The following is a 14,588-nucleotide window of genomic DNA, read 5'->3' as shown; positions in this document are numbered from 1 at the left end:
TCTACCTTTTTTGGATTATGATGGATGAATGAACCAAAAGTACCATTTTTTCATCCCTTCATTCCAAGGACATACATACTAAAAATATATTAGTTAGGAAGTTGAACTATGCGCACGTATCTTGGTTATATCACGATTTCCCTCTTAGTTCCCGTCTTGATCCTTTTCATTTTCCTTTCCTATCAGGAGTGGTCCTTAGCGCAATCTCCCTATCATGTACTCGACGAGCGAATTCCGGTTGAATCGATAGAACTGGCTCAGAATAGTTACATGAAGGCGGCAAATGGAAAGGTCATCAGTGAAATTTCCACAGGTGAGAAACGGACTTACTTAAAACTTGAAGACATCCCCCTTTTCCTGGAAAACCTGTTCATCGTTACAGAGGACCAGAAATTTCATGATCATGCAGGAGTCGACCTTTCCGGCATAAGCAGGGCGCTTCTTATCAATTCACAAAATAAAACAATCGAACAAGGCGGCAGTACCATTACCCAGCAACTGGCCAGGAATGTTTATCTATCACATGATAGGACATATAACCGAAAACTCAGTGAACTCATTTATGCCTATCAGATAGAGCGAAAAAAATCAAAACCGGAAATCATGGAGCTGTATTTGAATGCCATATATTTCAGTAATGGAGCTTATGGAATCGAAGCTGCTTCCCAATATTATTTCAGTAAACCGACTGGAGAGTTAACCAAGGCGGAACTTGCTTTCCTTGCCGCAATCCCTAATAATCCGGAAAAATATAATCCCCTTGAACATTTCGATGCGACGAAAAAGCGTCAGGAGAGATTACTGGAACAAATGGTTGCCAATGGTGCTTTAGATCAGGCCGAGTACGAAAAGCTTATCAAAAGTACGATTAAATTAGACTTGTCCACCCCGGTCGACTTATATCCCGATTACGTGACATATGTTCATCAGGAATTGAAAAACCTGGTGGCATCCTCCGAGGGTCTCGGCAAATCTCTGCAAAGCACTGATGTCGCTATACGCAATAAAGCGGAAGCTAAGCTGGATAAAAAGGTCAAAAAGCTTTTGAATTCCGGTGTAACCATCCATACCGCACTCGATACTAAACTGCAAACACAGTCAAAGACTGCTGTACAATCAAAAATCGGTGTCAATGATATCGAGGGAGCTTTAGTGGTTATACAGCATCATACGCACGAGCTTGTCTCTTTGATTGGGGGAAAGGATTATAAAAAAAATTCTTTCAACCGGGCATACCAAAGCTATAGGCAGCCAGGGTCAGCCATTAAGCCGCTTCTCGATTATGCTCCCTATTTAGAAGAAACGGATGCTGACATCAATCAGCACGTTAGCGGAGCAAGCTATTGCAGCAATAGCTATTGTCCAAAGAATTATAGCGGCGGCAGCTACGGGATGGTCACACTAAGAACCGCCTTCGCTCAGTCCTATAACACACCCGCCATAAGACTTTTTGAAAAGACGGGGGTGGAAACGAGTTTCAAGTACCTGGATGCTTTCGACTTTAAAAAGGTCAGTAAAAAAGACCACCATACGAGTTCGGCAATAGGCGGATTCGAATATGGCATGAGTCCCCTTGAACTCACAAATGCCTATACTTCCTTCCATGACGGAAACTATCAGCCAGCGCGTGCCATTACTAAAGTCACCGATCAAGAAGGTAAAGTCCTTTATAAATGGAAAGACCGCTCCAAGGAGATATGGAACAAGCGCACCGTAGCCAAGATGCGGCAGCTGCTCCATGAAACGACCCTTTCCGGGACAGCCCGCAAAGCCTACTTTCCTACAGATTATGTCGGGGGTAAAACCGGTACGACCAATGATGTGAAAGACATGTGGTTTGTCGGGCTGACAGCAAACTATACAACAGGAGTTTGGATTGGAAGGGACAAGCCATCCAATCTACAATCCATTTATTCACATGCACCCCATGTATTGATTTGGAAAGATATCAGCCAGACTGCCGAGTGAAAAAAGAAGGTGCCGCAATGGCACCTTCTTAGTTTGTCAATAAAATGAGGTTCGGAATGCTCCCAATCCCTAACACGATTTGATCATGGAATTATTACTATGATTTTTTACTATTCTATATGGGATGAAAATAACAAGGGATGTTTTTCAGGGTTTGTAAAATTACGTTGAATTTCACTCCAGGCACTCGCTTTCCGCGGGCGGTCCGGGAGCCCCCTGGACCCGCTTTTCCCGCAGGAGTCTCGTACCTTCCGTTCCAATCAACTTTGTATTTGTTTTAGAAAAAACTGTAGGCACCTCAATGATTATCAAGTTTATCCACAGTCTGTAAGGTGCCGATGATGGAACCTTCTTTTTGCTATATGGGAAGACTTGCAATGACGCTGTTATAAAGCTTCAATCCCGCATAAGCGACTATTGAAATCAGTGCCGTCCAAACGAAGATTGGAAAGAAAACCAATCCCACTAGCCTCGACAAATTCAGGCTCGGGCTTAACTTGTTGACAAAATAAATTAAAGCCGCGACATTCGTTGCGATAAAGATCGCCCCAAGCCCGATGATGAATTGAACACTGAATAATGAACAGGCACCGCCAATCACATATATGACAGACCCCTTTCTTACACTGTTCAGGGCTTTACCCTCCGAATCCTTGAAAAAGAATAATAACGACAGCTCCAATATCGTATCGGAGATCAGCTTCAATGCAGCAAAAACCATGAAGAATAATAGGAGCAATACGATCAGCAGCGCCAGCTTGATGCCGGTTTCAGAAAAAAACTCCAGCATCCCTTGGTAGATTCCCAAATTCCCAAATAACTTGAGCATTTGCATTTCTCCATAAATGGCAAAGGAGAGGCCGAATAATAGGATTGAAATGATTGGTAAATAGCTAAGTAAATATGTGTTTTTCATGATTTCTCCATCCATGCGTCTTTTATCCTATATTATTCAAGATAATCCATGATTTCACAATGGGTACGCTGCTGATTCACCCTTGAAAAACTTTTTTTTATAAATTTTTCATTACCGTTCCCCCTCCTTTTCTACCTATATATAAAACATCATTCAAGTTGGCCTTGACCGTTTTTAAAGCCATGCAAACCCACATAAATTGCGTTATACTTTTAAGCGAGGCAAGCATTCGATAAAAAAATACATATTCAACGAAGATTTCCTAACGTCTAGGATTACGCGAAAAAAGCATAATAAGACGACTGACTTCGTTTTTAAAAAAAGGGGGGAGTTTATGTCTTTACTTCATTGGGCGGTATTATCACCGTTTCTATTAGCAATTATTGTACCAATATTGTACAAACTATTTCGACAAATACATACAGGATGGTTTGTATTGATTTTACCGATTCTCCTTTTCACCTATTTTTCAAGGTTCATTTCCTTGACCAAACAAGGAGATATCATTATTGAAAGCGCAACATGGATCCCTTCTCTCGGAATTGATGTTGATTTCTATGTGGATGGACTAGGGCTTTTGTTTGCCTTGCTCATTACAGGTATCGGTTCACTCGTCGTTCTGTATTCAATTTTCTATTTATCGAAGGAGAAGGAAAAGCTGAACCAATTTTACGTCTTCCTTTTGCTTTTCATGGGAGCGATGCTTGGTGTCGTCCTATCCGATAATCTAATTGTCCTTTATTCGTTTTGGGAATTCACGAGTTTATCATCTTTTCTATTGATAGGATATTGGAATGAGAGGGAGCGTTCACGTTATGGGGCGCAGAAATCCCTGCTGATTACTGTGCTTGGAGGCTTAAGCATGCTTGGGGGCATCATTCTCCTTTCTATTATGGGGAACACATTCAGCATACGGGAATTGATTGCCCAAAGCGGGGAACTTATGAACCACTCACTCTTCGTTCCTGCACTTTTGCTTGTGCTGCTTGGCGCGTTCACTAAATCCGCACAGTTCCCGTTCCATATCTGGCTTCCTGATGCGATGGAAGCTCCTACACCGGTCAGTGCTTACCTTCATTCAGCCACAATGGTCAAGGCTGGTATTTATTTGGTTGCCCGATTAAGCCCTGTTTTTGCAGAATCAGGATTATGGTTCTGGCTCGTTTCGATCGCCGGATTGATCACCCTGTTATGGGGCTCATTCTCTGCAATCAAGCAGACTGATTTGAAGGGGATTCTCGCTTTTTCCACCATCAGTCAGCTCGGATTGATCATGTCGCTTTTGGGACTTGGTGCGGCGGCACTCCACTATGAAACGTTGGGGGAAAATATATACTTGGCGGCCACGGTTGCCGCAGTATTCCACTTGATTAATCATGCGACTTTTAAAGGGAGCCTCTTCATGGTTGCAGGCATCATTGATCATGAAACCGGTACGCGTGATATCAGAAAGCTTGGCGGATTGATGCAGTTGATGCCGATCACTTTCACCGTCGCTGTGATCGGTGCTTTTTCAATGGCTGGACTTCCGCCCTTCAATGGTTTTTTGAGCAAGGAAATGTTCCTGGCCTCCATGTTGAATGTATTGGAATTGAATATCTTCAACATGGAGACATGGGGGGTCTTGTTTCCTGTGGTGGCATGGGTAGCCAGTGTATTCACTTTTATTTATAGCATGATCGTCGTGCTCAAACCCTTTACAGGCAAACTTCAGTTACAGCTATTGGAAAAGAAGCCCCACGAGGCACCGGTCGGGATGCTGATATCCCCGATCATCCTTGCTTCGTTGGTCATCGTTTTCGGTATTTTTCCAAACTTGCTATCTTCATCAATCATTAAACCTGCGGTAGCCGGCATACAGCCAAGCTTGGCTGGACCGGATTTCCATGTCCATATCGCCTTCTGGCATGGATTCAAACCTGAAGTATGGATGACCATCGGCATCATAGCATTTGGAATTCTTTTATACAAAACGCTTCCGAAGTGGCAGAAAATCACTCAGTTCATTCCTGAACGTATCTCCCTGAATGCTTTGTATGATAACGGGGTAAGAGGGTTCGAACGCTCAGCTTCCTTCGTCATGAAAGCATTAATGACAGGTTCGATTCGGACGTATCTGCTTTCAATCTTCCTTTTCTTCATTCTTTCCTTGGGCTTTACGCTCTATTGGAAGGATGCATTTAAATTGGATGCAGGGAATTTTGCCCCGATCGGCATATATGAATTGGTATTGGCTGCGATCATCGTGATTGGCTCGATCGCCATTCTGTTTGCAAGATCTCGTTTAACTTCCATTATCATCTTAGGAGCCGTCGGTTATACGATTTCCCTATTTTTCGTTTTGCTGCGGGCACCGGATTTAGCCTTGACTCAGCTAGTCATCGAAACGATTTCGGTATCGCTGTTTTTGCTCTGTTTCTTCCACCTTCCGTTAATGGGGAGCAGAAAGGAAGAACGGATGACATTCAAGTTGAATAATGCCCTGATATCCATTGGTGTAGGAGTCATCGTGACATTGATTGCCTTATCGGCACATAGCAATAAACTATTTGATTCCATATCCAGTTACTATCTTGAAAATGCTTATAAGGAAGCAGGCGGGAAAAACGTCGTAAATGTCATACTCGTTGACTTCCGCGGACTTGATACGATGTTTGAAATCAGTGTCCTTTCCATCGCTGCGCTCGGAATATTCGCGATGATCAAATTGCGTTTGACAGGGGGAAAAGATAAATCATGAAGCAAAATGACCTGATTCTCCAAACGGTTACGAAAGTCGCCGCCTTTGTTATCTTGCTGTTTGCGGTAGCCATCTTTTTAGGCGGGCATTATTCGCCAGGTGGCGGGTTTGTCGGCGGTTTAATGACTTCAGCCGCCATAGTCCTGCTGTTGCTCGCTTTCGACATTAAAACCGTCACCGGCATTTTGCCGATTGACTATAAGTTAATGATCGGTTCAGGCTTGTTCATATCAAGCCTGACCGTAGCCGGCGGGCTGGTGTTCGGGGTGCCCCTCATGACACATGTTTATCAATATGTTGATTTACCGCTTCTTGGGCACATCTCGCTTCATACCGCGGTACTTTTTGATCTTGGTGTTTATCTTGTGGTTGTTGGTGTAACGATGACCATTATTCAAACGATAGGGGAGAGTGAATAATGGAACTTTTAATGGCCATTGTCATTGGAATACTATTTATGTGTGCGACCTATTTAATGCTTTCCAAAAGCATATTAAGAATCATAATCGGTACCGGGCTGCTCAGTCACGGCGCCCACCTATTGATTTTGACGATGGGCGGTTTGAAAGGCGATTCCGTTCCATTGCTAAGTGATAAAGCTGCATCCTATGTCGATCCGCTTCCACAGGCGCTTATCTTGACGGCGATCGTCATCAGTTTCGGAGTCACATCATTTCTGCTTGTACTTGCTTATCGGACCTACCAGGAACTCGGTACGGATGACATGGAAGAAATGAGAGGTACGGAAGCGAATGAATAATCTTACTTTCATGCCTGTTTTATGGCCGCTTTTCACAGGCATCCTTCTCATATTCTTTGCAAAAAAAATCAAGCTGCAAAGAGGGATATCGCTTTTTTCCTCTTTTATCGGAATTGTAATTTCCCTTTATCTAGTGTTTAAGGTCCATAGTCAAGGAATCTTGACTTTAGGCGTCGGCAGCTGGGATGCGCCATTCGGGATCGTGATCGTCGCAGATATGCTTTCTTCGCTGCTCGTACTGACCACGAATATCATTGGGTTTGCCATACTGCTTTATTCGTTTTACTCCATAGGGGAAGAACGCGAAAGACATTATTACTATCCTGTATTTCAATTTTTGCTGATTGGGGTAAACGGTGCCTTCCTTACGGGAGATCTTTTCAATCTATTCGTATTCTTCGAAGTCATGCTGATGGCCTCCTACGTCCTGCTTGTACTGGGAGGGACGAAAATCCAACTGAGGGAATCATTGAAGTATATCATCGTCAATGTACTATCCTCTTCCTTTTTCGTCATCATGGTGGCGTATCTTTATTCAGTCCTGGGAACATTGAACATGGCGGACATCAGCCAAAGGATAACGGAAGTCGACCAGCCTGGAATCATCTCGGTGATAGCGATTGGCTTTCTGATCGTCTTCGGTTTGAAGGGAGCCATTTTCCCGCTCTTCCAATGGCTGCCGGGTTCCTATTATGCTCCGCCCATTCCAGTGATGGCTCTATTCGGGGCATTGTTGACTAAGGTCGGAATCTATTCCATTTTCCGGACCTATACACTCATGTTTTATCATGACCAGGATTTCACCCATACTTTCCTTGGGATACTTGCAATCTTGACCATCATCATCGGTGTCATTGGTGCGATAGCTTATTCCGATGTAAAAAAAATCATCATTTACAATATCATCATTGCCGTCGGGGTTATCTTATTCGGCATCTCCGTCATGAATGAACAGGCCTTATCAGGTTCCATTCTTTATATCATTCATGACATGCTGATCAAGGCTGCACTCTTCCTGCTGGTCGGCATCATGGTCAAAATCAGCGGATCAGATGATTTGCGGGACATGGGCGGCTTGATCAAGCAATATCCGGCCGTTGCATGGACCTTTTTCATAGCGGCCATATCATTGGCGGGAATCCCGCCGTTCAGCGGTTTTGCCGGTAAGCTCCTTATTCTTCAGGGAGCTGCAGAAAAAGGGGCCTACTTGGGAATGGCAGTCGTCTTAATTTCAAGCTTGATGGTCCTATATTCCGTCATGAAAATATTCATGAATGGCTTTTGGGGAACTCCAAAAGCTGATTATGCCTTAACTAATGAAAAGGTTAATAAAATGCTGGTTCCTGCCGTTCTCCTTGTCATCATTTCCGTTTTATTCGGATTGGGAACAGAATCGGTGTACCCTTTCATTACACAAGCTGTAGATGCATTAACGAATCCCGAAATCTATAACAAAGCGGTTTTAAAGGAGTAGTGCCTGATGTCATTCCAAATTTTACTGAATGTGTTCCTTGCGTTTATCTGGATGTTTTTAAAAAATGAATTTAACGGGAGCACTTTTATCATCGGATATATATTGGGGCTCGGCATCATGTTCGTCTTCCGTCATTTTTTCAATGATCGGTTTTACTTGAAAAGGGTGAATGCCGTCGTTCTATTGCTGCTCATATTCGCAAGGGAGCTCATACTTTCCAACATTAGCGTCCTTATGGCCGTGCTTAAACCGAGCCTGGATATGAGACCTGGCATATTCGCATATGAAACCGTGCTGACTAAGGATTGGGAAATTACGATACTATCGAATTTAATTACACTGACACCGGGAACTCTTGTCGTTGAAGTATCAGAGGATAATCGGATTCTATATATCCATGCGATGGATATTGCCGACAAGGATGAGGCCGTTGACAGCATTAAAAATACATTTGAAAAAGCAATTATGGAGGTGAGCAAATAATGTTCGATCTAATGCTTAAAATCGCCTTGCTCGGTGTTTCGCTTTCCATGATTGGATTCTTATACCGTTTAATCAAAGGGCCTTCCGTACCGGATCGGGTCATCGCACTCGATGCAATGGGAATCAATCTGATCGCAATCGTTGCACTTGCCTGCATTGTCATGGATACAAGCGCATATCTGGAAGCCATTCTTCTGCTCGGAATCCTATCTTTCATCGGAACGGTCGCTTTCTCCAAATTCCTTGAGAAAGGGGAGATAATCGAAGATGACCGCAATCGTTGAAATCCTATCGGCCTTATTCATATTAATGGGGGTCTTTCTCTTTTTAGTCTCGGCTTTCGGCATAATCCGGCTGCCGGATGTCTATACAAGGAATCACGCTGCCTCGAAAAGTTCGACACTTGGGATCATGTTCATCCTGATCGGCACCTTGTTATATTTTTATTATAAACATAGCCATTTCGATTTCCGGGTCGTGCTCGCGATCATCTTTATCTTCATGACCAGCCCTGTTGCGGGACATTTAATCATGCGCTCGGCTTATCATACTGGCGTAAAGATGTGGGATCGGAGTGTCCAGGATGATTTAAAGAAAACCCGGTGACCCCTGCCATCGCAAAAGAGCTGCCCTGATTACAGGAGCAGCTCCTTTCTGTTTCAATCTTTTAAAAATACCTGGTCGCCCACTCTGATTTCACCTGTTTGCATGACCGAGGCATATACGCCAAAATGATTTTTCCTTTCCTTGACGACAGTTTTCAGCAGTGATGGATCTCTATGTGAATCGCTTGGATCGACAGTTATGATCATACAGCGTTCACAATGCCTTTTGATCTCCAATTCCACTTCATTCCCGATTACAATCCTTTTTCCGAACCATTGCTCTTCTAAAAAGGGCGTTTTGTTCACTAAGGTTATCACCAAATTTTGCCTGAATCTCCTGCCATCCAGTTCTTTTCCCCAAAGCTTTGTCAATTCGCCAATCGAGGCATCACTGACAAGCAGGATGTTTTCTTCTTCAATCGCACCAACCGGAATATGTGCAGGGTGATAAACAACAGGTGCTGCCTCCTGTTTCAACAAACGTTCCATTTCCTCCAGAAAGGCTTCCTCTCCCCATGTCAAAACGTTTCCTGAAGGGGTCTTCACTTTGATTTCCGGATATTGGTCAAGGGTTTCCTCACCAGAAAAAGCAGCTTGATAACGGACCATCTCCGGGACTTGGGTTATTGTCAGGAACTTCCCATTTTTACCTTTAAAGGCATGGCTGCGATCTCCATATAGTCCATAGTCCATCACCTTCGTTTTTTGAACCTGTTCACCAGTGAATGATTTTACAGGATGACGGGTGATTTCTTGTATATGACCCACCAGCATAAAAAAACCTCCTTTCATACAATAGTCTATTGCCATATTACACTTAGACCGGATACTATAGAATCATTGCACCAATTTACGATTGTTCTTTTGATTCACTTTGACTTCGGTAAGTCGATAACGGCTAATGTACAGCGTGAAATGCAGATAAGATGATCGTCTTCATCACGTATCTTCACGTCCCACACCATCGTCGTCTTCCCGCGATGGACGATGTTCCCTTCTGCGGTAACAAAACCTGAACGGACGCCCCTAACATGATTGGCATTGATTTCAAGGCCGACGACAGCTTGTTTTGTACTATCTACCAGCTGCATTCCGCCAAAGCTTGCAACGGATTCCGCAAGGGCAACGGACGCTCCCCCATGCAATAAACCATACGGCTGCCTAGTCCGTTCATCCACAGGCATCGTCGCAATGACTTTCCCATCGCCGACTTCTTTCATTTCAATCCCAAGCGTGCCTATCAATGACTTTTCAATATTTCTCTCCATCCCATTACCCCCGACTCTCTTGTTTTTTTTACCAAAAAATGAATCACTATTCATAATAGTATACATAAAAAGGATGACCCAAGTCTATCAAGTCATCCGTCAATCATGTGAATTGTATTATTTGGAGAGGATTTCTTTTAATTCAAACCAGCTTGTCAGTCTTGGAATATCCAATTCCCTGTTATAGGAGTTATCCATTGCATACACTTTCGTCGGAATATCCAATAAAGTTTCCAGCACTGCCGGTTTATCATCAAAATAATAATCCAATTCCAATTTGCGGATCGTATCAATTTTTTCATGATCCTTCATCCCGCAGTAAAAATGTTCATCCTTAACCGGAAAGCCGTTTTCGATCAGCCATTTTTTCGTCCGTTCACCATGCTCCGCTTTTCTGGCGGTGATGTAATAGATTTCATGGCCATCGCGTTCAAGCTCCTGCAGCGTTTCCACTGCGCCCTCGAAGGCTGGACAGGATGAATAATATACTTCATCGGCAAGGCTGTTCCACATCTTGCCCCCAGCCTCTTTATCAAGCCCGAATGCTTCATGGATCTCCAACGTCTTTAAAGCTCTGAATTTCGTTAACTCTATATTCGCATTAAGCTTTTCATTATAAAGATGGAACGCGAACTCCCTCAAGTTAATAAGGGTATCGTCAATATCAAAACCGAATTTCATATCCTTCACTCCTATTCAAACATAAGCGGCGGCAAACTGTGATGCGAAGGAAATTTCCTTGTCCACCTGAATGGCCTGTAATCTTTCAATCTCGGCTTTTCTATTTGGCTCAGCCATTTTAAGTCCAAGGAAGCCAGTATCCCCCTGCAGGATGCATCCAGAGATAAGCTCAGCCAATATATCGGCATCCTTCATGGCACAATTGAGTCCGAACGCACCTGTAGGCGTCATCGTATGGGCTGCATCACCTAATAAAGCGACGCCTTCCTTTGTCCACGTTTCACAATAGCTGCTGTAAACATCCAATAAAATGAAGTCCTGCCAAGAGCGGATATTTTCACACACAACCTTTTTTAATTCAGGAAAGGCAAGAAGCAAATTTTCTATGAACGGTTCAAAATGCTGTTTTCGCAAACGGGGGAATGAACCATGCTCTATATTCCAGCCAATTTGGATGAAACCTCCAGCCTGGGAGAAGAGGGCAACCTGGGAGCCATTGACCAATGCCATCTTGATCGAAGGCTTCCACCCCTGTGGAGCAGGAATTTTTGCCCACAGTAAATCATAGCCATGCTCCTTAATAACGACTGGTATTCCCGCTTTTTTTCGAACGATGGAAAACCTGCCGTCCGCTCCGATTATCAATGGACTTTGCACTTCCAGGTCATTTCCGCCATTACGGGCCTTGACACCCGTAAAACGGCCCATTTCATTCTGCATCAAGCCGGTAACCCTCGTATTCATCATCAATTGAAAAGAGTCCAGCTTTTCGGCTTCATTCAATATGGCTGTAAGCAGATGATTTTGCGGGACATGTATCCCAACATGATCGACAGGCCATTCAGGGAAAATGCTTTTGAATATGCGGCCGTCATGCCAATATTCAATTTGTTCCATCCTAAGCAAGCCTAGTCTTTCCACACTCTCGAATAAACCGTGCTTTTTAAGAATGCCTTCTCCTTCATCGTTCAAGAACTCGCCCCTGAACTCCCTTGAAACCTCGGAATGCCTTTCAAGCAAAACGACTGAAATGTCCTGCTTGGCCAATAGGTAAGCCAGCAGGGCTCCTCCAGGACCTGATCCGACTATGCATACATCTGATTTAACCAACATGCCTCTTCACCTGTTGTCTATTTTTATTTAGGATAAGCCGTGATACGCATGTCCTCACCAAACGTTTCCACGCCAGAGAAGGAAACATCCATCGCTTCATCCATCGTATCCACATTCATTCCAGTATACGGTGTTAGTGAGTTTCTTCCACCCAATAGTTTAGGGGCTATATAAATCAAGTATTTATCGATGAGCCCTTCCCTAAGGAATGAGGCATTCACTTCACTTCCGCCTTCCAGCAAGACGTCCGTAATCCCCCTTTTATACAGCTCTTCCATTAAAGCCTTTAGATCCAGTCCCGTCTCGTTTTTGGCGACGAAAATGAATTCGATCCCTTTTTCACGTAAAAGTTCCATTTTATCCGCAGGTGCATTTTCCTGCGTTACGATCAAGGTTCTCGCATCTGATACTTGTACAACATTGGCATCCAATGGAACCCGTAATTCACTGTCTAAAATGATCCGGATCGGATTTTTCCCTCCGCCCTCCGGAAGTCTGGTCGTCAGTGATGGATCATCTGCCAACACAGTCCCGATACCAACTAGAATGGCATCCACCTCATCACGAAGCAAATGAACGGAATGACGTGATTCTTCTCCTGTTATCCACTTTGAATGGCCTGTGTGGGTTGCAAGCTTTCCATCGAGCGTCATCGCATACTTCGATATGACAAATGGACGATTCGTCAGCATATTGTGAATAAAACGTTCATTCAGCCTTTGAGCTTCCTTTTCCAGGACGCCGACTTCCACTTCAATTCCAGCATCATTTAGGATCGATATCCCTCTGCCGGCCACTTCCGGATTCGGATCTTGAGTCGCAACCACCACTCTTCGCACACCTGATTCTTTCACCAAATTTGCACAAGGAGGTGTCTTTCCATAATGGGAACAAGGCTCAAGAGTCACATACAGCGTTGCACCTTCTGCATACTCACCCGCCATTTTGAAAGCATGTACTTCCGCATGCGGTTCACCCGCTTTACGGTGAATCCCTGTCCCGGCTATCACACCGTCTTTCACTATGACTGCCCCGACCACCGGATTCGGATTCGTCTTTCCTTTGGCACTGGCTGCCAAATCCAGTGCCAGCTTCATGTAATATTGATCATCATTCATTCTATAGCTCTCCTTATACAATCAAAGTTGGCTTCTTTTTGGGAATATGTCCAGACTTCTTAACCTTTGTATCGAGATAGAAACTATTATCTTCCGTCAAACCGCCCCAAAGCGGAATATGGTCCTTTGCCGCAAGTCCATGCTTCATGAGGGCATCCAGCTTTTTGGGGTTGTTCGTGATTAAAGTCACCGGATCCTTACGCAGTTCCCTCAACACGCGAATGGCTCCCTCGTAAGATCGCGTATCATCTTCGAATCCTAAAGCCTCATTCGCCTCGACCGTGTCATAACCTTCCTGCTGAAGCAAATAGGCAAGAGATTTGGAAAACAGGCCAATCCCTCTTCCTTCATGGTCCGCAAGGTAAAAAATGGCCCCGCACCCATGCTCGGCTATCATCTTCATCGATTGGTGGAGCTGGTAGCCGCAATCACAGCGTTTACTGCCGAAGATATCACCTGTGTGACAGATGCTATGCATCCGGACAAGTGCATCCTCAGACTTTTTAAAATCACCATAAACCAATACGGAGGATTGCTGTCCAAAAGCGAGGTTCGCTTCCGAAAGCGAATCAAGCACCGAATCCTTGTCATTATCCGCGCCGTCAAGCTGAAGCCATGTATACCATTGGAAAACCGTTGAGAAATCTCCTTGTTCAACCGGCAGGTTCACAGGCCCCACAAGGCATATATCAGCTTTACCCGGGGTTTTGATGATATTCATTTTATCTATTAAAAGGTCTTTTGTTTCCTGGGTTATTTTCATGTTAACATCACCTATTTTATAATTTATAGTGTGCCTTCTCCTTACTTTAGGTAAGTAAGTATATTACTATACACTATACCTGTCAATGAAGCAGTTTACAAATAATAGTGTGTCTTTAATCATAATTTTCAAGAAGTTTTTTGCAGAAGAAAGGTCATTCACAAACCGCTATCATATCAGCTGGCCTTTATACATATTTTAACGTATAACGAAAACGTGTCTATAGACAGACTTAAGGAAAGGAAGGAAACCTTTTGGAGGATTTCCCTTATTTTTTATATGATCCCATCCTATTTCCGCCTCACGCCAGGGCACTGAATAAGAATCGGGAATGGGAAGGTACATTGCGTCCCTACTCGGCAACCAATCCAGATCTGCTAGTCAAATCGGCAAAGACCTCGCAATCTTTGATGCTTGATGTAAAAAAAGTCATGGATACTTTAGCCACATCCAAGCCTTTCTCCAACCGATTGATGACTGCTGCCCAAGCATCGCAAAAGAGTGTCGTGATCGATATGATCCGAAAGATAGGAATTAAGAACGAACCTGATATCACGTATAACCCCGATGGAATCCGTTTTGATTTCTATCCTAAAGCAGGAGAAGAAAATTGCCATATCATCGTCAGCTTGAAATGGAGGGATATATAGCGTCCGTCCAACCCCTTTTTGGTAAAAAAACCGAAGCCTATTTTCGGCT

16 protein-coding genes are annotated in these 14,588 nt (G+C 43.8%); 9 read left to right on the top strand and 7 right to left on the bottom strand.

What is annotated here, in order from left to right; all coding sequences use genetic code 11:
• Positions 1 to 108 precede the first annotated feature (108 nt).
• Positions 109 to 1,968, top strand: coding sequence for a transglycosylase domain-containing protein (locus tag ACIQYG_RS05755; protein ID WP_402836147.1), 1,860 nt, complete (start codon positions 109 to 111; stop codon positions 1,966 to 1,968).
• Positions 1,969 to 2,326: 358 nt separating this feature from the next.
• Here ACIQYG_RS05755 and ACIQYG_RS05750 read toward each other — a convergent pair whose 3' ends face one another.
• Entirely contained in the window at positions 2,327 to 2,884 is a 558-nt protein-coding gene (locus tag ACIQYG_RS05750; RefSeq protein ID WP_402836145.1) for a DUF5366 family protein, read from the bottom strand.
• A 334-nt stretch (positions 2,885 to 3,218) separates the two neighbouring features.
• Here ACIQYG_RS05750 and ACIQYG_RS05745 point away from each other — a divergent pair, with 334 nt between their 5' ends.
• From ACIQYG_RS05745 to mnhG, 7 genes are read left to right on the top strand one after another with little or no spacing between them, the layout of a single operon-like run.
• On the top strand, positions 3,219 to 5,624 hold the full coding sequence (locus tag ACIQYG_RS05745; RefSeq protein WP_402836144.1) for a Na+/H+ antiporter subunit A: 2,406 nt from the start codon (positions 3,219 to 3,221) through the stop codon (positions 5,622 to 5,624).
• Entirely contained in the window at positions 5,621 to 6,043 is a 423-nt protein-coding gene (locus ACIQYG_RS05740) for a Na(+)/H(+) antiporter subunit B (protein WP_034310256.1), read from the top strand. Before ACIQYG_RS05745 ends, ACIQYG_RS05740 begins: the two co-directional genes overlap by 4 nt.
• A complete protein-coding gene (locus ACIQYG_RS05735; RefSeq protein WP_402836141.1) occupies positions 6,043 to 6,384 on the top strand; it encodes a Na(+)/H(+) antiporter subunit C in 342 nt (113 codons plus the stop codon). The genes ACIQYG_RS05740 and ACIQYG_RS05735 overlap by 1 nt, the downstream gene beginning before the upstream one ends.
• Positions 6,377 to 7,858, top strand: coding sequence for a Na+/H+ antiporter subunit D (locus ACIQYG_RS05730; RefSeq protein ID WP_402836139.1), 1,482 nt, complete (start codon positions 6,377 to 6,379; stop codon positions 7,856 to 7,858). Before ACIQYG_RS05735 ends, ACIQYG_RS05730 begins: the two co-directional genes overlap by 8 nt.
• 6 nt (positions 7,859 to 7,864) lie before the next feature.
• Positions 7,865 to 8,341 (top strand): Na+/H+ antiporter subunit E, encoded by a 477-nt coding sequence (locus ACIQYG_RS05725; protein ID WP_402836137.1) that lies wholly within the window; start codon positions 7,865 to 7,867, stop codon positions 8,339 to 8,341.
• A gap of 11 nt (positions 8,342 to 8,352) precedes the next feature.
• Entirely contained in the window at positions 8,353 to 8,625 is a 273-nt protein-coding gene (locus ACIQYG_RS05720) for a Na(+)/H(+) antiporter subunit F1 (protein WP_402836358.1), read from the top strand.
• Positions 8,609 to 8,947: a monovalent cation/H(+) antiporter subunit G gene (gene mnhG / locus ACIQYG_RS05715; protein WP_402836135.1), complete on the top strand. Its 339-nt coding sequence runs from the start codon at positions 8,609 to 8,611 to the stop codon at positions 8,945 to 8,947. The genes ACIQYG_RS05720 and mnhG overlap by 17 nt, the downstream gene beginning before the upstream one ends.
• A gap of 53 nt (positions 8,948 to 9,000) precedes the next feature.
• On the opposite strand, the gene ACIQYG_RS05710 is transcribed toward mnhG, so the two are convergent.
• The 6 genes from ACIQYG_RS05710 to ACIQYG_RS05685 all read right to left on the bottom strand — a co-directional run bounded on the left by ACIQYG_RS05710 (position 9,001) and on the right by ACIQYG_RS05685 (position 13,889).
• On the bottom strand, positions 9,001 to 9,720 hold the full coding sequence (locus tag ACIQYG_RS05710) for an MOSC domain-containing protein (RefSeq protein ID WP_402836133.1): 720 nt from the start codon (positions 9,718 to 9,720) through the stop codon (positions 9,001 to 9,003).
• Positions 9,721 to 9,815: 95 nt separating this feature from the next.
• Positions 9,816 to 10,214 (bottom strand): hotdog fold thioesterase, encoded by a 399-nt coding sequence (locus ACIQYG_RS05705; RefSeq protein WP_402836131.1) that lies wholly within the window; start codon positions 10,212 to 10,214, stop codon positions 9,816 to 9,818.
• Between the two features lie 117 nt (positions 10,215 to 10,331).
• The gene (locus tag ACIQYG_RS05700) at positions 10,332 to 10,895 is read right to left on the bottom strand and encodes a 5' nucleotidase, NT5C type (protein WP_402836129.1); all 564 of its coding nucleotides are present in this window, start codon (positions 10,893 to 10,895) and stop codon (positions 10,332 to 10,334) included.
• A gap of 15 nt (positions 10,896 to 10,910) precedes the next feature.
• Complete coding sequence (locus tag ACIQYG_RS05695; protein WP_402836127.1) at positions 10,911 to 12,008, bottom strand: FAD-dependent monooxygenase; 1,098 nt, start codon at positions 12,006 to 12,008, stop codon at positions 10,911 to 10,913.
• A gap of 23 nt (positions 12,009 to 12,031) precedes the next feature.
• Positions 12,032 to 13,126, bottom strand: a complete 1,095-nt coding sequence (gene ribD, locus ACIQYG_RS05690) for a bifunctional diaminohydroxyphosphoribosylaminopyrimidine deaminase/5-amino-6-(5-phosphoribosylamino)uracil reductase RibD (protein WP_402836125.1) — start codon at positions 13,124 to 13,126, stop codon at positions 12,032 to 12,034.
• Positions 13,127 to 13,139: 13 nt separating this feature from the next.
• Complete coding sequence (locus ACIQYG_RS05685; protein ID WP_402836123.1) at positions 13,140 to 13,889, bottom strand: GTP cyclohydrolase II; 750 nt, start codon at positions 13,887 to 13,889, stop codon at positions 13,140 to 13,142.
• Between the two features lie 254 nt (positions 13,890 to 14,143).
• On the opposite strand from ACIQYG_RS05685, the gene ACIQYG_RS05680 reads away from it, so the two are divergent.
• The gene (locus ACIQYG_RS05680; RefSeq protein ID WP_402836121.1) at positions 14,144 to 14,539 is read left to right on the top strand and encodes a YuzC family spore coat inner layer protein; all 396 of its coding nucleotides are present in this window, start codon (positions 14,144 to 14,146) and stop codon (positions 14,537 to 14,539) included.
• The last annotated feature ends 49 nt before the right edge of the window (positions 14,540 to 14,588 follow it).

Origin of the sequence: Peribacillus sp. NPDC096622 (genome assembly GCF_044762665.1) — a bacterium.
Lineage (GTDB): Bacteria > Bacillota > Bacilli > Bacillales > DSM-1321 > Peribacillus > Peribacillus frigoritolerans_B.
The sequence above is the reverse complement of the archived record's forward strand: the minus strand, read 5'-3'. Positions and strand labels throughout refer to the sequence as shown.